The organism is Brucella tritici, assembly GCF_008932295.1.
GTDB lineage: Bacteria > Pseudomonadota > Alphaproteobacteria > Rhizobiales > Rhizobiaceae > Brucella > Brucella tritici.
On record NZ_WBWA01000008.1, the window covers coordinates 141,685 to 163,943 of the forward strand.

Genomic DNA, 22,259 nt, shown 5'->3' on the forward strand with positions numbered 1-22,259 from the left:
GCCCCGTGCATTTTTCATCAGAACCGGAATGGACAACCTATTTCAGAACGCCAGCTTCCTTGTAGAAGCGTTCTGCACCGGGATGCAGCGGAATGCCGAGACTGGTCGTCGCCGTATCAAGCTTGATGAGCTTGCCTTTTGCGTGCCCGGCATCAAGTGCCTTTCTGCTGTCCTCGTTAAACAGGGTCTTGGTGATGTTGTAGACGAGTTCATCCGGCTGCTTGGCGTTCGTAACCCACTGTGCTGCAACCGCCAGCGTTTCGGTTTCGCCTACGTCCTTATAGGTGTCGGCTGGCACGGCATCCTTCGAGAAGAACGAATATTTTTCGAGAATCTTCTGCGCTTCAGGACCGGAAATCGGAACCAGCGAAATGCCGTTCGATGTGGCCAGCTCCGAGATCGCGCCGGTCGGATATCCGCCAACGAAGAAATAGGCGTCGAGTGCGCCATCCTTCAGACGCTCTCCCGCAGGACCCGGCTTCAGATGTTCGGCCTTGATGTCACTTTCGCTCAATCCGTATGCTTCCAGCACGATGCGGGCATCAACGATCGTACCCGATCCCGGCTCATCGATGGAAACGCGCTTTCCCTTGAGGTCGGCAACGGATTTGATATCAGCCCCTTTACGAGCGACCAGATGAATGGTTTCAGGATAAAGGGTGGCAATCAGGCGCAGATCCTCGACCTTGCCCTTGCCGTCATAAAGACCGGTGCCGGTATGCGCCCAGTAAGCCACGTCCGACTGGGTGAAGCCAGATTCGAGCGATCCTGACTGGATAGCGTTGATATTAGCCACCGAACCGTTCGACGAAACCGCCGTAGCCACCAGACCGGGAACGCCCTTATCCCCTGCTCCGGAAATCGCGTTGGCGATCAACCCGCCAATCGGGTAATAGGTGCCCGCTGTCCCTCCGGTGCCGATGCGAAAGAAGGCCGGAGCCTGCGCAAAGGCAATACTGGCCCCTACGGCAACGATGCCTGCAAATGCAGCAACCACACCACGCCGGGTGAACTTTCCCATTGTCATATCTGCTCTCCGTTCCCTGATTGATTTTGTTCAAATTGTGTTGCCGAGCATGGAAAGCCGGGCGCGGCTTGTCAAGCATTCCTTCCAACTCTGTGTATACCCTCTGAAACGATCTATAATGTAGATAAAAAATGCAGATTACTTTAGGCTCAATTCCGAGTATCTATTGTAATATTTAATTCAGATAAGATGTTACAGGACAATTATTTCATATTAAAACCAACGAAATAGAAATGATAATTGACACGATTAAATAAATTGCAATCCTATTCAACAATCGAATGATAACTTCACAAAGCGACTTGAAACTGCGGAATTTGTCGCTATCTTGGCCTTATGGCGTGTGCTGCGTGCGCCCAGGGACTACCCTGAATACGGAGACTGTTTTTAACTGTTTCTGTCAGGGAGCTGCCATGGCTGGTCGCATTCACAATACTATTCGCAATTTTCTTGATAGCGAGTCTTCAGGCGGCTTGCTGCTTATAGCTTCAGCTATAGCAGCATTGCTCGTAGCCAACTCGCAGCTTTCCGAAGCCTATTTCGGCGCTCTTCATGCCTATCTTGGACCACTTTCTGTCCAGCATTGGGTCAATGATGCGCTGATGGCGATATTCTTCCTGATGGTCGGACTGGAGATCAAGCGCGAGATGGTTGATGGCCATCTCTCGTCCTGGCCCCGCCGCATCCTGCCGGGCGTAGCCGCTGCGGCGGGTATGGCAGTACCGGCTCTGGTCTATCTTTCCTTCAACCTCAATAGCGGCGCTTCCCACGGCTGGGCTATCCCGGCTGCAACCGATATCGCATTTGCGCTTGGCGTTATTTCGTTGCTGGGGCCAAGAGTTCCCACCTCTCTGAAAGTGTTTCTCGCTGCCCTTGCCATCATTGACGACCTCGGCGCGGTGATCGTTATCGGCCTGTTTTATACAACCGGTGTTTCCCTGATGGATCTGGGGTTGGCTGCGGCAGTCGTCGCTGCCCTGATCGCCTTGAATCTTGGCGGCGTGAAGCGCCTGACGCCTTATCTGCTGCTCGGTCTTGTACTGTGGTTCTTCACCTATCGCTCCGGCGTTCACGCGACCATTGCAGGCGTTTTGCTTGCGCTGACCATTCCGATCAAGCGCACCCCTGCAAAGCCTGAAGCGACCGTCTCCGAAAGCCCGCTGCATCTGCTCGAACACAGCCTTATCAAGCCGGTTTCGTTCATCATCGTACCCATATTCGGCTTCGCCAATGCGGGTGTCAGCTTTTCCGGCCTTGGCATGGAAGCACTCTTCGCGCCGGTGACCTTAGGCGTAGCTGCCGGTCTGGCTATCGGCAAGCTCGTCGGTATTTTCGGCGCGGTGCTGCTTTTGGTGAAAAGCGGAATCGTTGATCTGCCTGCCGGAGCAAGCTGGCCCCAAATGCTCGGAACGACGCTTCTATGCGGCATCGGCTTCACTATGAGCCTGTTCATCTCGCTTCTGGCTTTCGATGACGTGCTGCTGCAGAACGAAGCGAAGATCGGGATATTGATTGGCTCGCTCATTGCCGGACTGGCCGGCTTCACCGTTCTGCGTTTCGCAAAACGCGCCGATGGGCGAAACTTCAGCCAGTAAACTGGATAGAAATAATGCCCGGATTCTCTGCATCCAGGCATTATATCGTCAATCAAAGTAACTTTGCGGCGCGGGCTATCCGCGTTGCGCGTTGTGCGTTTCGTTGGACGGCTTCCAGATCCTGTAGCGGATTTCGAGGCCATCTTTCGCATAGATGACGATTGGAAGCCGGCTGTTGTAGCGCAGCATGAAATTTTCGCCGCGAACCGGAACGAAATCAGTCCGCTTGCTGTCCTCCGGACAAGCCATCAGCGTGCCTGACATGCGATCGCTTGCTGTCAAAGTGAAATAGTCAAATCCCCACCCCTCGACGGTGCCAGGGGTCAAACTTCCGCCGAACCAGCTGATATTGCAGTCCACCGTTGCGTTGCGTCCTGCGATAATCTCGACTTTGGCATCCTGTTCCTTCTCAAGCGGGGGAAGATGGATGACATAACGGTAGGAACCGGATGGGGCTGCCGGAAAAGCTTCGAGATTCCTTTCAGATTCGGTCTTATCCTGAGCGCTCGCGCCGTGTGGGACGCCGAAACTGGCGGCGACCAGCGCTATCTGTAAGAAATGTCTGACTTTCATATTCATGCTCTCATCTGTTGCAGGTTTATTGCGCCTATTCGGCCAAACCACCGGTTCCGGTGGCGGTTGCGCTATCAAACAAGAGGAAGACGATCGGCGTGCCCGGCTCGCATGAGGCGTCGGTACGCCTGGCACCGACCTTGCCTGCCACGGGCGCGGAATATTCAGCGACGACTTCCCCGAATGAATTTCTCTGAGTAACCACTTTTTGTCCCGCTTGCACGTGTTCATTGAGTTCAACGTGATGTTCGATAAACCCGCCATGTGTCGTCAGAACCGGCGCCATTCCATCCGCAGCGAAGAGACCGGAATCCTTGCTGGTTTTGCCTATATTGCCTTCAATTACCTTATGGTGTTTGAGAACATTCATGGTGCCTTCGACAAAAAGGGCAATCATCGCATGGTCAAAGATACGCGGTCGGCCTATTTCCGGCGTGAAGGCTGGAATACCCGCATCGATCAGCGCATTTGCGAGAAGGCCGTGGGCGCCGAAATTATCGAAAATCTGCTCTATTGGATAAAGCTCCGCCATCGCCCGAACTTCCGGCAAGTCCATTCGCGCCAGATGAAATGAGGCCATATCCATACCTGTGGCTGCGGTATGAAAATCGATTCCGTAGTCGAGGTTGGGTTGCAGCAGGCGATTGAACACCAGCCAGGCGTGACGTGCCGCCGCTTCCGGTGCGTTCTCGTTACCCGGAAACAGCCGGTTGATATCGACAAGATCAATCCCGCGCCCCGAACTCGGCCATCGTCTTGCCATCGCTTCAAGCGCCGGGCGAGACACGTCGAAAACGGCCACCACGGAGCCGGACATCTTTTGCGGGTCGAGCTGGTTCACAATGGTATGCAACGTGTGCACGGGGCTCATTTCGTCACCGTGGATGCCGCTGATCAATCCAATTCGCTTTCCCGGTGACTTACCCTTCATCACGGTGACTGAAACATGCCAATGCTGGCCCGTCGGCATCTGCACACCTTGAAAATAGAAATCGTGCCGCTTGCCTGCCTCCAGATCGGAAATATCAAGGAAGGAGATTACCTGCTTGCCGTCTATGACATCGCCAGTATAGGCCGTCCCCGACCCGTTGCTGCCGGTATCCGGCTTTGCATCACCAGTCTGTGCCTGTGCCTGCCCCGACGCGAGCGCCACAGACCCGGCTGCGGCGATGGATGCGAGCATGAAATCGCGCCGGTCTATGCTCTGTGATTTTGTCTCGACCATCGGGTTCCCCAGTATCGAATAATGGATCGAAGGCCCTCCAGCCTTCACTCCTGCACAGTTTCAGACGCTGTGCCTTTTTTCTCCTCGGCCTGCCTGCCCAAACGCTCGGTCAGACGCTGGATGACGAAGTAGAGGCCGGGCGTGAGAAGCAGTCCGAGCGTGGTTGCAGCAACCATCCCGCCGAAGATTGTCACGCCGACGGCCTGGCGTGCACCGGCGCCCGCGCCCGAAGACAGGATAAGAGGAAGGATACCGAGGATAAACGATACCGCCGTCATCATGACGGCGCGGAAACGCTGTTCGGCTCCGGTACGGGCCGCTTCTGCAGCCGTCAGACCGGTCTCGCGTTTTTCCTTGGCAAACTCCACGATCAGGATTGCATTCTTTGCCGCCAGACCGATCAGCAATACCATCGCGATCTGGACATAGAGACTGTTCTGCAGCCCGAAGAATGTGAGAGCGGCAACGGCCCCCAGCAAAGCAGCACCGAGCGACAGGATAACCACCGCTGGCAATGCCCAGCTTTCATATTGGGCAACAAGAAAGAGATAGGCGAAGAGGAAGGCAAGCGCGAAAACGATTACCTCCTGACCGCTGCTTCGGCTTTCCTGGAAAGACAGGCCCGACCACTCATAGCCATAACCATCCGGGAGGGCTTCCGAAGCAACCTGCTCCATCGCCGCCATGGCCTGACCACTACTGGAGCCGGGGGCTGGAACGGCATTCACCTGCGCCGAGACCGAGAGGTTGTAGCGGGTGATGACGAAAGGCGCCAATACCGTGGTCAGTGACACGACGCTTCGCAACGGCACCATGGTTCCGTTGCGACTTCTGACATGGAGTTTCAGGATATCCTCGCTATGCGCACGGAAATCGGCGTCGGCCTGAAGATTGACCTGAAATACACGACCATTCAGCGTGAAATCATTGACGTAGCGCGAGCCGAAATTTGCACCGATAGCGGCATAAATATCCGACACACTAAGGCCGAGGGCTTCCGCGCGAGCGCGATCCACGTCAACATAGATCTGTGGCACATTCGCGTTGAACGTGGTTGCCGCACCGCCGATTTCCGGTCGCTGGTTGAAGTAGCCGAGCAAGGCGCTGGTCACCTGCGCTATTTCCTGCGGGGGCTGGCCCTGCAATGCCTGCAGACGGAAATCGAGACCGCCAACAGCACCGATGCCCGCAATTGCAGGCGGTGCAAATACCGAGATATTTGCGCCCGGCACCTGCGAGAACTGCGCGCGCAGGGTGTTGATGATATTGTTGAGCTGCAGCGCCTCTGTCTCGCGGTCTTCCCATGGCGTAAGAGCAGCGACCGCCATGGCACCGTTTGGTGTGCTTGTTGATTGCAGGATGCTGAACCCGGCTACCGTTATGACATCCTGAACGCCTTCGGTCTCGCTCAGAACCTTGCGCACATTCTCGACAATCAGGTTGGTGCGGTCGAGCGAGGCGGCACTTGGCAGTTGTATATCGACAAAAAGCGCGCCCTGATCCTCATCAGGCAGGAACGTCGCCGGAAGATTGACGAAGACGAAATAGGCCAACGCAAAACAGGCGATGATGCCCGCAACCGGTACAATCCAGTATTTCACCATAAAGCCGACGATCTTGCCGTAGCCTTCGCGGGTTTTCTCCATGAAGCTTGAAAACCACGCCAGAGGACCCCGCTTGTAGCCTCCCTGTCCGCGCTTGAGCAGAAGTGCTGCAAGCGCCGGACTAAGTGTCAGGGCTACGAATGACGAAAGGACCAGCGCCGACGAGATCGTGACCGCGAATTGCCGGTAGAGCTGCCCGCCAATGCCCTCCAGAAAAGCCGTGGGTGTGACCACCGCCAGCAGAACCAGCGTTGTGGAAATGATCGGCCCGGTAATCTGATGCATCGCCTTGCGAGTGGCTTCGATGACCGAGATGTCGGGCGTATCGTCCAGCACATGCTTGACGTTTTCCACGACCAGAATTGCGTCGTCCACCACAAGCCCGATGGCGAGGACAAGCGCCAGCAGGGAAATCATGTTCAGCGAATAACCGACGGCCAGCAGCACTGCGACCGCACCCAGCATCGAAGCCGGAATGGCGAGCGCAGAAATAAGCGTTGCCCGCCAGTCCTGCAGAAAGATGAATGTCACCACGAGCACGATCACGAAGGCTTCGAACAATGTTCGCGCGGTCAATTGCAGGCTGGCCTCGACGAACCGTGTCGCATCGTAGACGACATGATATTGCAGCCCCGGCGGAAATCTGGACGACAGACGCTCAAGCTCCGCCTGCACGGCAGTCGCCGTCTGGATCGCATTTGCATCGGGCGACTGGTTGATCTGCAGCATGGCCGATTCATGACCGGCAAAACTTGCGCGCGATGCATAATTGCGCGCGCCAAGCTCAAGACGTGCGATATCCCGCAGGAACACTTTTGCTCCGTCTGCGCCGGTGCGGATGACGATACCTCCAAATTCATCCGTATCGCGAAGGCGCCCCTGCGCGACCAGCGTATATTGAAGCTCGGTGCCCACCCGCATGGGTGGCGCGCCTGCCTGACCGAGCGTTGCCTGAATATTCTGACGCTGGATCGCCGCCGAAACCTCATCGACTGTTATGCCCAGAGCATCCATTCTTTGCGGGTTGAGCCAGACGCGCATCGAATATTCGGATGCGCCCACAACGCTTGCCTCGCCGACGCCGGGCACACGCGAGATCGCATCGACAATCGTAGTCGTCGTGAAATTGGTGATCTCAAGCGCGTTCAGGCTATCGTCCGGCGAATAGAACGCTATCCCCAACACGAAATCGGGGGAACGCGAGCGGACAGACACACCTTGCTGCGCTACAGCGGCGGGCAAACGCGAGATCGCCAGTTGCGCCCGGTTTTGAACATTGATCTGCGCCAGTTCGGGATCGGTCCCGACTTCAAAGGTTACCGACAGCGAATATTGCCCGGCATTGGAACTGGTCGAGGACATATACATCATGCCGTCGACGCCGTTGATTGCGGTTTCCAGCGGACCGCCGACAACATCTGCAATCACCTCCGCACTCGCACCGGGATAAACAGCCGATACGTTCACTGTCGGAGGCGTGATCTGCGGATATTGCTGGATAGGCAATGAAAAGATCGCAATCGCACCGGCGATGGAAATGATGATCGAGATGACGATTGCGAGGCGGGTTCGTCGTATGAAGATTTCAGAAATCATTGCCCCACCCCAGCAGTACCAGGGATCGGGTCACGAGGAGATACGGCCTGCCCGTCGGCAATACGCTGCAACCCTTCGACGACAATTGTTTCACCAGCCTTGAGGCCATCAGTGACCGACCAGCCATTGTCGATGCGCGTGCCTGTGGTGATCGGACGCCGGGAAACCGTATTGCCCTCGTTGAGAACGTAGACATATTTCCCCTGACGATCCTGCAACACGGATGACATGGGAACTATCGGCAATTCACCAACCGTCTCATCCAGCAGATTGACGGCAACCACCTGCCCCGGAACCAGAATATGACTTGGATTGGCGAAAACGGCGCGCACTGCCACGGTGCCGGTCTGCGCGCTCACCTCATTGTCAATGAACTGGATGGTCCCGCGTTCGCCATATTGCGTGCCATTGGCAAGCGTCAGGCTCACCTTGAAGCTTTCGGGACTGACCGTCCCCCCTTCCGCTTCCTTCTGACGAATAGCGATCAGAGCGCGGTCCGTCATCGAAAACACAACACGCACAGGATCAAGCTGCACGATGCGCGCAAGCGGTCCCATGCTTGGGCCAACGAGATTGCCAACGGTAAAGAGCGAGCGTCCTATCGTCCCGTTGATGGGTGATCTGACCTGCGTATAGGAGAGATTGAGCCTGGCATTGTTCAGCGCGGCTTCCGCATTGCGGACATCCGCCGTAGCAATATCAAACGCAGCCTGAGCGTCATCGAGAGAGGCTTGCGAAGCGGTGTTACGGTTGGCGAGCGTTCTTGTGCGTGACAATGATTGCCGGGCGGCATTCTGGGCAGCTTCGGCACGTGCAACCTGTGCCTCCGCAGACATAACCGCTGCCTGCATCTGATCCGGTTCTATTTCGAAAAGAAGATCGCCAGCCTTGACCGCTGCTCCCTGCTCAAAGGCCTTTTCCTTCAGGAAGCCGGTTATGCGTGCCTGAATATCAACCGCTTCAATCGCCTCGACCTGTCCGTTGAAACGGAGCGGTGCGGTCGCCAGCGCCATTTCCACTTTGCGCACGATTACAGGAGGTGCGGCACCGGTTGGAGCCTGTTGAGCCAGACTTGGCTGCAGAAACATTGGCGCAAACAAAGCTACAAAAGCAGCGTTCACAGAACGACGAACGAGAGTCTTCTTCAATTGCGCGTCCTCCCTCCGACCGGACATCGGCCGATCACTCACGCATTTCGGGTACTCAAGGCTATTCCGATATAGGCAACACCTGCGATCAGCAGTGCAATCCCTGCGATTGACCCCGACGGCAAATCACGTGTCCAGGGCCATTTCATCACCAGCATGGCGCTGGCAGTCCAGGCGATCAGGCCTGAAAGCGTAAACCACCACCAGCCGCTTGCCGGTTTGATCTTCCACGACAATGCCAGTTGAAGGAAACCATGCACAAACACCACGATGGCAATCAGCAGCGTGATGGCGAGCGCACCTTTAAGCGGGTTCAGATAAATCATGACCCCGCCAACGAGCTCCACAGCTCCGGACAGTTCCTGCCAGACAAAGCCCGCCCAGCTTTTGACCCAGAGTGACTGGATTATCTTGACGACGCCAATAGCCACAAGGACGAGGCCAAACATCGTGCTGGCTGCAAATTCAGAGAATACGGGCAAGAACAGGCAGAGTATTCCACCTGCCATCAGAAGAACGCCGAGACCGAGAAAACCTTTCCATTTTCTCTGTTCGACTGTCTTACGTTCCAATAGCTGCAGTTGCTGAACGTCCATTATGGACCCCTCTATGTTCAAAGGGCTGCGTTACTGCGAATGAGAAAGTATGAGCATGTTTCGATGTAATAGTACAGCCCGAAGACAGTAAAATTAGTGGGTTGCCGACCAATCGCCATCTTCCAGTTTCAGCCAGCTTGTGGAGGTGATGCTGGAGCGCAGGCTGAGTTGTGCTACCAGCGCCTCGACCATCCGGTCATCTTCCTTGCCGGCAAACAGCGTGGCCTCCACTTCAACCTCATTACTTCCCTCGATGTGATGGCTCCGTATAGCGTGGAAGCGCAATTTCTTCAGATCGAGCGTCTGGATCAGCAGTGCCCTGACCGAAATTTCGCTTTCCGCAGGACATCGGAACTTGACCAAGTAGAACTGCTCTATTTCCGGCTCCACAAAGGAATAGCGGTTCACGAGCACCGCAATCCTCGGCAGGGAAACGTTGAGGCAAACGATGAAAAACGCCGTCTCCACGGCGAGAAGCCACAGCCCATAGCCTGTCAGAACGCCAACTGCGCCAGTGCTCCAGACAGTAGCAGCCGTGCTCAACCCCTTGATGCTTGCGCCGTCCTTGATAATCAGGCCCGCACCGAGAAAGCCGATCCCAGTCACAACCTGCGAACCCATTCTGAGATCGCCTTCAAGTCCAAGCGCGTAAGGCAGCGAAGCATAGGCTGCCGCGCCAAGCGCCACGAGACCATGCGTGGCAAGGCCGGAATGACGTTGTTTGATCTGACGTTCCAAGCCGATTGCAGAGCCAAGCAAAAGCGCCAGACCGAGATTGATCATGATGGATGGGATTGCAACGACTTCCGGCATGCAGGTCCTTTTATGCCTCGGACAACTAGTGTGGCGAATCCGAAATTCGTATCACTCTGGAGCGGGGTTGCGAACGAATTTCGGATTCAAAGCCACACCAGGAACCCAATGAATCTAGTGTGGTTTACGGATTTGAAGTTCCTGAACGTTGATGCCATGCAAATGACAGGAATTTCAAATCCACCACACTAGGCAAGCAATTACTTGAATGACGACCACCAAAGCCGTTGAAACGAGCAAATTGCACTATAGACATTATTTGAAGGAGTTAGGAAGTCTTCCTGTATCACCCACATCATATTTAATTATAGTACTTGAATTATGCCAACTAAAGTAGTTTCATCGATACGTTCCGTACGCATTCTTTCCTACATCGACTAAGGGGTCAGATAGCATGGGTTTGCTTGGAATACTGCTCGGACTAGCTCTACTCATGTGGTTTGCCTATCGCGGCTGGAGTGTGCTTCTGCTTTCTCCTGTCGCAGCACTGCTCGCCGCGCTTATTTCCGGTGAACCTCTTCTGGCGAACTGGACATCGACCTTCATGGGCGGGACAGCCAGTTTCGTAGGCCGATGGTTTCCACTTTTTCTGCTTGGCGGTATTTTTGGCAAGCTGATGGACGATAGTGGCTCCATCACGTCCATCGCACGATATCTGACGGAGAAACTGGGCGTAAAGCGCACCATGCTTTCCGTCGTGCTCGCATCTGCCGTCGTCACTTATGGCGGCGTGAGCGTCTTCGTTGCCTTCTTCGTTCTGGTGCCGATGGCGCGTGAGATGTTCAAGGTTGCCAACATACCGGCGCGGCTGATGCCAGCCGCCATAGGGCTTGGCGCTTTCACCTTCACCATGTCGGCAATGCCGGGCACACCCTCGACAAACAACGCCATTCCGATGCCCTATTTCGAAACCACGACTTTCGCGGCACCGGGGCTTGGGATTATCGCCTCCATCATCACGCTTGCCTTCGGCATGTGGTGGCTGCAGCGCGCCGAAGCCAAGGCACGAACTGCGGGCGAAAACTATGTCGATGACACTGGCGATCTCGAAATTACGGAAAAAGTCAGAGAACAATCGACACTCTCCGGTGACTTCGACCCGGCTGAATTCGAACACGGTGCGCGCACCGACAACCAGCCTCCGTTTTTCTTTGCGGTTCTTCCCCTGCTTGTCGTCATCGTGGTCAATTTCCTGATGGCGCTCATCATCCTGCCCCGCATCGACTTCTCGTTTCTGGAACAGGAGCCATGGGGAATCGACGTCGGTTCATCGATTGGCCTATGGGCGGTTCTCATCGCACTGGCAGCGGCTATCCTGACCCTGATAGCGGTCAATTTCGGGAGGCTGCGGGCAATCCGGGAAAGCCTCGACGCAGGCGCCAATTCCTCAGTTCTCCCGATCCTCACCATAGCAAGCCTCGTCGGCTTCGGCGCGGTCGTGGCGGCGATGCCTGCTTTTGCCGTGGTTCGTGACGCAGTGCTTGAAGTACCGGGTGGCCCGCTTGTGTCGCTGGTCGTCGCCATGAACGCGCTCGCAGCCCTTACCGGAACGGCATCCGGCGGCATGGCCATCGCGCTCAATGCGCTGGGCGAGGAATATATGCGGCTTGCCATTCAATACGGGATCAATCCCGAACTCATGCACCGTTTGACTGTCATCAGCGCCGGTACGCTGGACGCGCTGCCGCATAATGGAACGGTGCTGCTACTTCTACAGATCAGCAAGCAGACCCACGCATCGAGCTATTTCGACATGGTCATGACCGTAATTGTCGGTGTGATCATATCGCTCGTCGCGGTTTTCGTGCTGGGATCAATGTTTGGTTCCTTCTGAGCATGGCCATTGTTGTTGAAAGGAAGTTGAAATGAAAAGGACTTCTCTCCTGATTGCCGTCCTGCTCTCTTTGATGGCAAGCCCTGCATTCGCTCATCTCAACCCCGCAGAACATGGTTCGTTCGCCGCCGGGTTTACGCATCCCCTCTCGGGCGCTGACCATATACTTGCAATGGTCGCCGTCGGTCTCTGGGCGTCAATGCTTGGCGGACGTGCGCTCGTCATCGTGCCGCTAAGCTTTGTGGGTGTCATGCTCCTGGGCTTCGTGGCAGCGCTTGGCGGCGTATCCCTCCCCTTTGTCGAACCGGTCATCCTTGCATCGGTGATTGTGCTTGGCCTCCTCGTCGCCATGGCATTCCGCGCATCAACCCTGACCGCAGCACTTATCGTTGGGTTCTTTGCATTCTTCCATGGCTATGCTCATGGCGGAGAAATCGGCAGCGCTGCGTTTCTTTCCTATGGTGCCGGTTTTGCTCTTGCGACAGCATTGCTCCACGCGGCAGGCATCGGTGTCGGTCTTGCAGCGGGCCGTATGCTGCAGGGACGCACGGGACAGATAGTGATGCGGATAGCTGGCGGATTTGCCGCCCTTAGCGGACTCTACCTGATGGCCGGGTGATGTGAGCATCATCTTGCTGGATCATTCGAAGAGACACGCTGAAGCTGATATTGAAAATGACGGGTCGGGGCCGGAAATGCCTATGCATTCTCCGGCACTTCCCCTGCTGCATCTCATGCGGCTTGTCAGCCCCAGCCAGCCAGTCGGCGCATTTTCCTATTCGCGCGGCCTCGAATGGGCCGTCCATGCGGAAACGGTGACGAACGAGGAAAGTTGTGCCGGATGGGTGTTCGGCCTTCTGGAACACAGCTACGCCGCGCTAGATGGCGCGATTTTCTGGCGCATGATCGCGGCATTGAGGCGAAATGACGATGCAGAATTTTGCCGCCTGAATGACTGGCTTGGAGCAAGCCGTGAAAGCAGCGAGCTTGAGCTTGAAGATCGCCGCATGGGTGAATCCTTGCTCACGTTACTGTCGGAACTTGGTGTCGAGCAGGCACGCAGCTTCGCGTTGGAACAGCGAGCCACCTATCCTGCAGCCTTCGCCATTGCAGCATGTCATTGGAATATCGAGCCTGTCGATGCGCTGCGCGGTCTCATGTGGAGTGTGGTTGAAAGCCAGATCATGGCTGCAATCCGTCTCATCCCCCTCGGCCACACAGCAGGCCAGAGGATACTTATCGCCGGAGCGGCGAAGATCGAGCGGGCCGCCGAAAAGGCCCGGACGCTGGATGACGACGAAATCGGCAACACAGCTCCCGCACTGGCCATGGCCAGTGCCTGGCACGAAACACAATATAGCCGCCTATTCCGGTCGTGAGCGAAGCGATTCACGGTATCGCTTGAGATTGTCCTCCGCCGAAGTCGCATCGGCCGGAGCGACTGGCACCAGCGCCTTGAAAGCATACTGACCGATCAGCATGACCCAGGTGACGAGCACGAATGTCGAGGTCAGCACCGGCATTCCAATCGGTTTCAGGAATATGGCGACCGAAGCCCACAACCATGTCGCCACGATAGCGCCGAAGATAGCGTAAAGAAAACTGCTCCAGCTAAAAACAAGGAAGAAGCCGCCAAGCGCAATCGCCGTCAAGGCCGCGTTATAGCCGAAAAGCCCATCGCGAATGGCGCCTTCCGGACCACCGAATGCGGCGGCAACCACTGCGCCGGTTACCGCTCCCAGAAGGCCCATAAGAGCGCTTATTCGCGAATGGATCGCGATACCGGCAAGGATGATGTAACCCGTGATCCAGTTATCCTGAAAGAATATCTGCCCGATGGCAGTACCGATCCCCATATACCAGGTCGGAAGCACATAAGGGACAGCATAGGAAAACTGTTCCGGCGAAACCGGCTTTGCCATCGGACCGGCATCTATAGCGTCGAACTTGAGTATCGCGAACAGAAAGAGCCAGCCGACCAGAACGAATGGCATTGTCAGCGGCGCGACCTTGTGCGGCCCCAGCAACGTGGCGATGCTGGCGAAAGCCATGGTGGAGAAACCAGCGCCACAGATGAGATAGATCGTCATGGCAGGCGACGGCAGGGCGCCGCTGCGGAAATCCGCACTGGTGAAGGCAATCAGCGCAAGGGCAACCAGAGCGCCGTTGAATCCGAACAGGCCATCCCGGATCAGCCCCTTGTCAGCCTTGAGGACGATTGCCGTCAGCGTGCTGGCAACAACGCCAAGCACGCAGATAAAGGCATAGATCCAGGAATTGACCAGAATGGCGAACAAAATGACCAGCCCCGACAGAGGGTTGTTCTGGAACACCACCTGCCCGATACCGCGCAGCGTCCAGTCGACAAACCCCAGAGAAGGATGATCCTGCAAGGCATTGAGCTGCATGAACGTTACCCCTTCTTCGCCGTTTAAGCGGTTCTCACTTTCGGGAGACATGCTCTAGAACAGAAAATAGCGCTGCGCCATCGGCAGGACATCAGCCGGTTCGCACGTGATCAGTTCGCCATCCACCCGCACCTGATAGCTCTGCGGATCGACCTCCAGCTTGGGCGTCAGACCGTTATGGATCATGTCCTTCTTGCGAATCGTCCGGATGCCCTTCACCGCAACCAGTTGCTTACTGAGTTTCAGCTTCTCGCCGATGCCATCATCCAGCGCCGCTTTCGAGACGAAGGTGACGCCGGTGGAACCAAGCGCTCGTCCCAATACCCCATACATTGGCCGATAATGAACCGGCTGGGGCGTTGAAATTGATGCGTTCGGGTCGCCCATTGGTGCAATCGCAATCATGCCGCCGATCATGACGAGGCTTGGCTTCACGCCGAAAAATTCCGGCTTCCACAACACCAGATCGGCCCGTTTTCCGACTTCCACTGAGCCGATCTCATGGGCAAACCCATGCGTAATTGCGGGATTGATCGTATATTTGGCAACATAACGTTTAGCGCGGAAATTGTCATTCCGGCTGCTGTCCTGACTCAGCGGACCACGCTGCACCTTCATCTTGTGAGCGGTTTGCCAGCACCGCAGCGTCGTTTCACCGATGCGGCCCATCGCCTGAGAATCCGAGGACATCATCGAAAACACGCCGAGATCGTGGAGAATATCTTCGGCGGCGATGGTTTCACGCCGGATGCGGGATTCCGCGAATGCCACATCCTCGGGAATTTTCGGGCTGAGATGGTGGCAGACCATCAGCATATCGAGATGTTCATCGACTGTGTTGATGGTGTAGGGACGGGTCGGATTGGTCGAGGACGGCAGGATATTTTCTTCGCCCGCCGCCGTAATGATATCCGGCGCATGCCCGCCACCGGCGCCTTCCGTGTGGAAACTGTGGATGGTCCGCCCCTTCATGGCAGCAAAGGTGTCCTTGACGAACCCACTCTCGTTCAGCGTATCCGTATGGATAGCCACCTGAATGTCTTCCTCATCGGCGACGTTCAGGCAATTATCGATGGCGGCGGGTGTGGTTCCCCAGTCTTCATGCAGTTTCAGGCCGACAGCACCGGCCCTGATCTGCTCACGGAGCGGTTCGGGCTTGCTTGCATTACCCTTGCCGAGCAGTCCCACATTGATTGGAAGTGCTTCGACAGCCTCAAGCATACGATGGATGGCCCAAGGCCCCGGTGTAACCGTGGTTGCGAGCGTGCCAACCGTCGGCCCCGTTCCGCCGCCAACCAAAGTCGTTGTACCGCTGGCCAAGGCTTCTTCGGCCTGTTGCGGCGCGATGAAGTGAATATGTGTGTCGATACCGCCAGCGGTGAGAATCTTGCCCTCACCCGCGATCACATCGGTCGCAGGTCCGACGACGATATTGACGCCGGGCTGAATATCAGGATTACCGGCCTTGCCGATCCCCGAAATACGGCCATCCTTGATACCGACATCGGCTTTGATGATGCCCCAATAGTCCAGAATGATGACATTGGTGATGACCAGATCGGCGGTTTCGGACGAGGATCGTTGCCCCTGCCCCATACCGTCGCGGATGACCTTGCCGCCGCCGAAGGTTACTTCCTCGCCGTAGATACAGCGGTCTTCCTCAACCTCGATGATGAGCTCGGTATCTGCCAGACGCAGACGGTCACCCTTGGTTGGGCCATACAGTTCGGCATAGGCCTGTCTTGAGATCCTTCCCATCTGTCCCTCCTAGAGTTTTCCGTCGATTTTTGCGTTGAAGCCATAGACTTCCCGGTCACCATCCAGTGCAACCAGTTCGACTTCACGGTCCTGCCCCGGCTCGAACCGTACCGCAGTTCCGGCCGGAATATTGAGCCGGAAACCTCTCGTCCGTTCGCGGTCGAAGGCAAGCGCCTCGTTCGTTTCATAGAAATGATAATGCGATCCAACCTGTATCGGCCTGTCGCCCGTGTTCTCCACGGCGATGGTGCGCGTTTCGCGACCGTTATTGAGGTCGATCGACCCGTCTTCGATGAAATATTCACCCGGTATCATGATCGTCTCCTGAGGCACATCCCGAAAACTGTGAAATGGTTTTCGGACAAGATGCGCGTAAAAACCAAAGCCAGAGCGTTTCCAATGATTCAGGAAATGCCCTACGGAATGGGGTTGTGAACGGTCACAAGCTTGGTGCCGTCCGGAAAGGTGGCTTCCACCTGAATGTCGTGGATCATTTCAGGCACGCCCTCCATCACCTCGTCACGGGTGAGAAGCGTGGCTCCATAAGACATGAGTTCTGCAACCGTCTTGCCGTCGCGTGCTCCCTCCAGAATTTCGGCGGAGATATAAGCCACGACTTCCGGGTAGTTCAGTTTCAGCCCTCGGGCCTTGCGTCGCTCCGCAACCAGTGCTGCGGTGAAAATCAGAAGCTTGTCCTTTTCACGTGGCAATAGTTCCATTTTTAGGCCCTCTCCAAAGTGAGTTATGTTGACCAGATGCGTGGCGCAGCAGCCGGTTTCCCCAGTCCGGTTTCGCGCAGAACTTCCCAGGCTTTTCGAAACAATGTCTTGGCTTCCGACATGCGCCCGCCGAGGTAGCGGCAGACGATTACCCGCTCGAGCCGCGACACCGAGAACAGATTTCTGGCTGCATCGCCGACCGCTTCGCGAATAGCATGAAGCGCGCTTTCATCTGCCGGACCGGCATAAACCATCGTCGCGACAATCGGTTTTGCGCAGAAGGCAAAAGCGGCATTCATCGCCGGATCGGCGCCATAAAGGCGGAACTGCTCGAACCAGATCGGCTTTCCGTCCCTGAGTATTTCGACCCTTTGACGAACTTCTCCCTTGTCGAAACTTTCCTGGCAGGCCGGCCGTCCAAGACTGATAATGTCCCAGCCCAGATAGACCGCATCTCCACTCAGGAATACTTTCGTGCTTATGGAAGCCTTTGCGCCATCAAATACGATTGTTTCCTGCGGGAGATATTCGCATATGCCGCCCTCGCCCACCTCGATCCTGGTCGTTTGGCTGCTACGGCCCCGCTCGCTGCGATAGAATTTGGTGGCACCCGGCGTCGTCAGGACTGCCTTGGCGCCGCGCCCCAAAAAGCAAGAAATATCAAGAACATCTTCACCAGCAACACCGCCCGGTGGATGAAGAAGATAGACATGCGCGCTGCCGTCTTTTTCAGGATAAAAGGGTTGTTGCACTGCAAGCGGCCCTACGTGGCGTCGCCGCATGAGCCGCGTCACTTCACGATTATGCTCGAACTGCAGTTCAAGCTCGGCATGCCAACCCGCACTCATTAGCGATTGCCACCTTTGCGTTCTCTGAGAACTACGATGCGTTATCGATACCGAACAATAAAACCAAGGCAGGATGAAATATTCAGACAGACTAACTCGGCAAATCAACATAGACAAGTTCAAATAGAGACTTGGCTAATGTTCCCTTCACCTTGTTTCGATGCCAAGCCGGGAAAGAAGCTTATGCCGGTTATCCCCGACGGTTCATTGCGAAAGACTAGCGGATTGAATTTGACGTTTGATACCCGCCCGATATCAATCCCGTTTCTAACGTCAAATTCGAAAAATCCACTAGATTCATAAAGTTGCTAGTGGTCTTTTTGCTTCCGACATTTGCTCGGCGCTCATATCCGGAGGATGCAAATGTCGGAATCAGACCACTAGTTAGCGCGAACTCAACCGGTCGATTACACGGGCTGGAAGATGAAGAGCCAGTGACGCCTGCTCGAACGTACCCTGCCCAGCAGCCAGGAAAGTATCGTCCATGCCTGCATATTCGTCTGTAATAAGCCTACGAAGCAAATGACCTGAGCCCAGAAACTTGATCAGCGTATTTGAGCTCGCAAACAGACTGTGACCGCCGCTGTCGACCTGAGAAATATCAAGAACCTGAATATTCTTGTTCTGCAGGAAGGCGATATCAAATCCGCTGCCTACCCGCGGCGCTCCTCCGGCCAGCCTGCGCGAAATATCCAGAGCCCGATCGCGCCGGGATACAACAATCGTGAATGGCTGCGGCAGGTAGTCGATATCATCGACCTGCCCGCGGAAAAGATCGGGATCGAGATCAGGCGCCGCGAGCAATACCCCCTTGATACGTTTCAAAACGTCGGTGCGTTTATCGCCCGAAAGCGTTCGCAAGGCTTCCATGACGACGACGGCGCCCATTGAATGGCCGACAATAACGATGCCGTTGGCATTCGTCTGTGCTGCCAGTTCAAGTGTTTCCGCCAGTCCCCTGCGTGCGATGATCGCGCTGTCACGGTCGTAGAGATATCGTGTAAATGCAGCGGCAGACGCCCAGGAAAAATGAACCGGCACCGAAGAGACGTCATAATCGTGGACGATCTGGGCATTACGGAAAAGTCCTTCGGCAAAATTATTGTTATAGCCGTGGACGAAAATGAATATTTCGTGCTTCGCTGCCGGGCGGCTCGCCAAACGTCGGTTCAGCTCTGCGATCATTGCCTGCCGGTCCCGTAGCGGGACATAGTTTGAGGCCATGAAATTCCTTCGAGGGTCAGGCTTCACCGATGCAGTCTCGACATTTCCGGGACGGTGCATTTCGGGAATATGCACGTCAATTGTCGAGAAATTCAGCACATGAGACCTGTCGCGCGAATAGGCGATACTTGGATCGTCCACTCTCTCCCGCACTGTCGCAACCGTAAACGGAACCACCGCATCGGAATGGGCGCGATCAGCCACGTCCATTCCCAGGCCGGTGACAGCCCTGTTGCCGGCGCATCCTGCTGCAACAAGCAACACAAATGCGATGGTGAAAATCTGCTTCAAATCATGCCCTCGTTCGAGAATCGAGACGTAGCGGCCACGTTGTGGCGATGGTCTCGCAATGTCGCTTCTCAGGCAACGCCATACTATGAGGTTTTTGGCAATGTTCCTTCGAGCGCCTTCTTGAGACGCTGTTCTTGTTCGAGAGACAAGGATGTCTTCAAGACCCGTCCCCGCAGATCAGGGAAATCAGCCATAACCCTATCCCATTGGATCTTGCGCAGGAGGACGAACAAGGCCGACGAATTTTCAGGAATCGTTTCGCCAAGCGACACGATGAATTTGTCATCAATCCCATAATCGGCGAGCGAACCTGACAGCGCCCCGGCGCCTGCCCCGACCGCGCCGCCAAGCGCCATACCGGCGAGCGGATTGAGGAAAATAAGCCCTACCAATCCGCCCCAGATCGCACCGGAAAGCAGCCCCGATCCGGCGCCCATGGCGGGCAGATTGTATTTCTGCTTGAGATGAACCTTGCCCTGTTCATCCCGGACCACAATCACCGCATCCTCCAGATCGACGAGATATTCCTTCTGAAGCTGGTTGAGCTTCAGAAGAACAGCATCCGCCTCTCCCACCGTATCAAATCCAATAACAACCAGCTCCGACACAGCGGTGCTCCTTTCCTCGAAAAATCCGAAATAAAAACGGCTTGTGGATCAGCGCCGCCATCTCACCGTGCGAACGTTGGTAATTCTGCCGTCTCGGGCCCGAACGGTAATATCGTAGGTTCTGCGAGACCGATCTCCCCGGTAAAGAAAGTGACTGCCGCGGCAATCCAGGGCACGAACATTGCGAAAGCCGCGCGATCTCAGCAGCCTGGCGCCATCGGAACAGCGTATCCTGTGGCCGTTGTTGATACGCACACCGACGGTAACCGAATGACTTTGGCTGAAAGCGGGGACCGTCTCTGCAACGGTTCCAATCGTAAAGATGGCAGTGAATGCAAGAATAGCGGCGACCGAATGCAGTTTCATGTTCCCCTCCAAGTCACAATGAACCACAACCCACAAGCCGAACCGGTTCACCAATCGCTCGAGCGGCGACCCAGGCAGACACCACGGCGCAAAAGCGAAACAGTTCGGGAAATGCCATTAAAAAGCGTTTTAAGAGCGCCTCACTTGACACAATCAGGTCAAAAGGCGCACCAGATAACCAATGTATCGATGCCGCGCCCCGAACTGGCGCAGCATCACTATCTCATCATTACGAAGCAGCAAATTGGCCTGCTGGCCAAACTGGCTTCGCAAGTGTTTTAGCCTCTCACAATGCGTTCCTGTGGTCTTTTTGATTCCGCCATTTGCTTAGTGCTCATATCAGGGGATGCAAATGTCGGAATCAAACCACTAGCGGCAACGCGCTTCAAAAACGCGACCATGCTGATCGCGATAACGGCAATACTGAACGCCATTGCGGGTCTGGGCAACGCCAACGAGCGTGCCCGCGGCTGCACCGATGGCTGCACCGGTGAGTGCGCCTCGCGTGTCGCCACCAATGGCAGCCCCGGCAAGCCCGCCAATCGCAGCACCGCCCACACCATAACCGGCTGTTCTTCGCTCATCCGTCGTGCACCCGCTGGCGGCGGCGCCGACCACAGCCATCGTCAAGACACTGTACAGGATCATTCTCATAGAAATATCCTTCCCATTTTTTTTATGCCCTTTGTCCGACATTACATAGGCTGCATATTGAAAGGTCAAGATACTCCCGCGTGCGGCAGAATCTTTTTAAAACCGTTTTCTTCCAAGCTCTCAGATGTCAAGAAACAGGCATTTCGCCCCTCACCAAACACTCGGAACTACAATTACAAATAGAATTTTCTGTACTTGATATATGTTAACTTCGTCATCATCAACAGTCGATGGAAATAAATTTTATTGTAAGCCGACAGCAGCTACGATCAGATTGAAAGATAACGGCATTGTTTTTCAAACGTATGCTTCCAGAATTCTGGAAAGGGAACTGCATGGAATTGCTTAATCCCCTTGTCGACCCTGATACAACATTCATCTCAACAGGCAGATTACCGCCCACTGATCGCGTCATAAAACTCGTAACTGAAGCGCATGAGCGGTTCGGCAGTGTTGCGCTTGGCAAGAATTCACAAGTATACCCGGCTCTGGCAAACGTGTCCGAAAGCCTGTTCGGCATATGTGTCGTCAGCGTAGACGGTCATATATTTGCCGTAGGCGATGCCGATCATGAATTCACCATTATGAGCGTTTCCAAGCCATTCATTTTTGCGCTCATCTGCGATCTGATCGGCGCAACGGGTGCCCGTGAGCGGTTGGGCGTGAATGCGACGGGCTATGCCTTCAATTCGCTTGCGGGCATCGAACGCGACAAGGATGGGCGCACCAATCCAATGGTCAATGCCGGGGCCATTGCAACTACAGGTCTGGTACCGGGCAAGACCGAAGACGAGAAATGGCGGTTCATTCAGGAAGGCTTGTCTCGTTTTGCCGGGCGCGATCTTTCCGTCAATGAAGAGGTCTATGTTTCAGCTTCGGAAACGAATTTCCGCAACCGCAGCATTGCATGGATGCTGGAGAGCACGGGACGCATCTACAGCGATCCCGTCGAGGCCGTAGAGCTCTACACGCGGCAATGTTCGCTGAACGTGAGCGCCAGAGATCTCGCAGTTATGGGCGCGACATTGGCGCATGGCGGTGTCAATCCGCTGACAAAAGAACAGGTCGTCAAGCCTGATGTCTGCCACTACGCCCTCGCAGTGATGCTCACTGCCGGACTTTATGAAACGTCCGGAGACTGGCTCTACGAGATCGGGCTGCCCGGTAAAAGCGGCATCGGCGGCGGCATTGTCACTGTGTCGCCCGGCAAAGGCGCTCTTGGTACATTCGCCCCGCCGCTCGATGAAGCCGGAAACAGCGTCAGGGGACAACTGACCGCGCAATTTCTGTCACAACGGCTTGGGCTCGATCTGCTCATGTCGTCACCTGCAAACTAGAACCGGACTGAACACATTGATCTGACTCATTGCGA

Annotated in this window: 21 protein-coding genes; 6 read left to right on the plus strand and 15 right to left on the minus strand. The window is 55.5% G+C overall.

The features are described 5' to 3' along the window. Positions 1-37 precede the first annotated feature (37 nt). Positions 38-1,027, minus strand: a complete 990-nt coding sequence (locus F9K91_RS11045; RefSeq protein WP_061345471.1) for a TAXI family TRAP transporter solute-binding subunit — start codon at positions 1,025-1,027, stop codon at positions 38-40. Between the two features lie 413 nt (positions 1,028-1,440). Between F9K91_RS11045 and nhaA the strand changes: the two genes are divergently transcribed. After that, positions 1,441-2,622: a Na+/H+ antiporter NhaA gene (gene nhaA / locus F9K91_RS11050; protein ID WP_151554694.1), complete on the plus strand. Its 1,182-nt coding sequence runs from the start codon at positions 1,441-1,443 to the stop codon at positions 2,620-2,622. A 75-nt stretch (positions 2,623-2,697) separates the two neighbouring features. Here the strand turns inward: nhaA and eco are convergent, their stop codons facing one another. From eco to F9K91_RS11080, 6 genes are all read right to left on the minus strand, one after another. Continuing rightward, positions 2,698-3,195 (minus strand): serine protease inhibitor ecotin, encoded by a 498-nt coding sequence (gene eco / locus F9K91_RS11055; RefSeq protein ID WP_235912877.1) that lies wholly within the window; start codon positions 3,193-3,195, stop codon positions 2,698-2,700. 34 nt (positions 3,196-3,229) lie between these two features. Further along, positions 3,230-4,420 (minus strand): succinylglutamate desuccinylase/aspartoacylase family protein, encoded by a 1,191-nt coding sequence (locus tag F9K91_RS11060; protein ID WP_151677797.1) that lies wholly within the window; start codon positions 4,418-4,420, stop codon positions 3,230-3,232. Positions 4,421-4,464: 44 nt separating this feature from the next. Beyond that, positions 4,465-7,620: an efflux RND transporter permease subunit gene (locus F9K91_RS11065; RefSeq protein ID WP_151677798.1), complete on the minus strand. Its 3,156-nt coding sequence runs from the start codon at positions 7,618-7,620 to the stop codon at positions 4,465-4,467. Further along, a complete protein-coding gene (locus F9K91_RS11070) occupies positions 7,617-8,768 on the minus strand; it encodes an efflux RND transporter periplasmic adaptor subunit (protein ID WP_151677799.1) in 1,152 nt (383 codons plus the stop codon). Before F9K91_RS11070 ends, F9K91_RS11065 begins: the two co-directional genes overlap by 4 nt. Before the next feature lie 38 nt (positions 8,769-8,806). Continuing rightward, positions 8,807-9,364 carry an HdeD family acid-resistance protein gene (locus F9K91_RS11075; RefSeq protein WP_061345476.1) on the minus strand — a complete coding sequence of 186 codons (558 nt, stop codon included), beginning with the start codon at positions 9,362-9,364 and terminating at the stop codon, positions 8,807-8,809. A 93-nt stretch (positions 9,365-9,457) separates the two neighbouring features. Further along, the gene (locus F9K91_RS11080; protein WP_151554699.1) at positions 9,458-10,177 is read right to left on the minus strand and encodes an MgtC/SapB family protein; all 720 of its coding nucleotides are present in this window, start codon (positions 10,175-10,177) and stop codon (positions 9,458-9,460) included. A 394-nt stretch (positions 10,178-10,571) separates the two neighbouring features. Here F9K91_RS11080 and F9K91_RS11085 point away from each other — a divergent pair, with 394 nt between their 5' ends. The 3 genes from F9K91_RS11085 (at position 10,572) to F9K91_RS11095 (ending at position 13,390) form a co-directional block, all read left to right on the plus strand. Next, the gene (locus F9K91_RS11085; protein ID WP_151677800.1) at positions 10,572-12,011 is read left to right on the plus strand and encodes a GntP family permease; all 1,440 of its coding nucleotides are present in this window, start codon (positions 10,572-10,574) and stop codon (positions 12,009-12,011) included. 31 nt (positions 12,012-12,042) lie between these two features. Next, a complete protein-coding gene (locus tag F9K91_RS11090) occupies positions 12,043-12,630 on the plus strand; it encodes a HupE/UreJ family protein (protein ID WP_151643169.1) in 588 nt (195 codons plus the stop codon). Between the two features lie 76 nt (positions 12,631-12,706). Then, positions 12,707-13,390, plus strand: a complete 684-nt coding sequence (locus tag F9K91_RS11095; protein WP_192800781.1) for an urease accessory protein UreF — start codon at positions 12,707-12,709, stop codon at positions 13,388-13,390. Here F9K91_RS11095 and F9K91_RS11100 read toward each other — a convergent pair. The 7 genes from F9K91_RS11100 to F9K91_RS11130 form a co-directional block, all read right to left on the minus strand. Beyond that, positions 13,376-14,419, minus strand: a complete 1,044-nt coding sequence (locus tag F9K91_RS11100) for an urea transporter (protein ID WP_151677801.1) — start codon at positions 14,417-14,419, stop codon at positions 13,376-13,378. The genes F9K91_RS11095 and F9K91_RS11100 overlap by 15 nt on opposite strands. Positions 14,420-14,473: 54 nt before the next feature. Next, positions 14,474-16,177, minus strand: a complete 1,704-nt coding sequence (ureC, locus tag F9K91_RS11105; protein ID WP_151677802.1) for an urease subunit alpha — start codon at positions 16,175-16,177, stop codon at positions 14,474-14,476. 9 nt (positions 16,178-16,186) lie between these two features. Next, the gene (locus F9K91_RS11110) at positions 16,187-16,492 is read right to left on the minus strand and encodes an urease subunit beta (RefSeq protein WP_061345482.1); all 306 of its coding nucleotides are present in this window, start codon (positions 16,490-16,492) and stop codon (positions 16,187-16,189) included. A 101-nt stretch (positions 16,493-16,593) separates the two neighbouring features. Next, on the minus strand, positions 16,594-16,896 hold the full coding sequence (gene ureA / locus F9K91_RS11115) for an urease subunit gamma (protein ID WP_021584970.1): 303 nt from the start codon (positions 16,894-16,896) through the stop codon (positions 16,594-16,596). A gap of 23 nt (positions 16,897-16,919) precedes the next feature. Then, positions 16,920-17,744, minus strand: a complete 825-nt coding sequence (locus F9K91_RS11120; protein ID WP_151554706.1) for an urease accessory protein UreD — start codon at positions 17,742-17,744, stop codon at positions 16,920-16,922. Between the two features lie 384 nt (positions 17,745-18,128). Further along, positions 18,129-19,250 (minus strand): alpha/beta hydrolase, encoded by a 1,122-nt coding sequence (locus F9K91_RS11125; protein ID WP_412842160.1) that lies wholly within the window; start codon positions 19,248-19,250, stop codon positions 18,129-18,131. A gap of 92 nt (positions 19,251-19,342) precedes the next feature. After that, positions 19,343-19,867, minus strand: a complete 525-nt coding sequence (locus tag F9K91_RS11130) for a DUF1269 domain-containing protein (RefSeq protein ID WP_151554707.1) — start codon at positions 19,865-19,867, stop codon at positions 19,343-19,345. 150 nt (positions 19,868-20,017) lie between these two features. On the opposite strand from F9K91_RS11130, the gene F9K91_RS25995 reads away from it, so the two are divergent. Then, a complete protein-coding gene (locus F9K91_RS25995; protein WP_167522209.1) occupies positions 20,018-20,515 on the plus strand; it encodes a hypothetical protein in 498 nt (165 codons plus the stop codon). A gap of 87 nt (positions 20,516-20,602) precedes the next feature. Here F9K91_RS25995 and F9K91_RS11145 read toward each other — a convergent pair whose 3' ends face one another. Continuing rightward, a complete protein-coding gene (locus tag F9K91_RS11145) occupies positions 20,603-20,887 on the minus strand; it encodes a glycine zipper 2TM domain-containing protein (protein WP_061345487.1) in 285 nt (94 codons plus the stop codon). 335 nt (positions 20,888-21,222) lie between these two features. Here F9K91_RS11145 and glsA point away from each other — a divergent pair, with 335 nt between their 5' ends. After that, entirely contained in the window at positions 21,223-22,224 is a 1,002-nt protein-coding gene (glsA, locus tag F9K91_RS11150) for a glutaminase A (RefSeq protein WP_151677804.1), read from the plus strand. Positions 22,225-22,259: the final 35 nt, after the last annotated feature.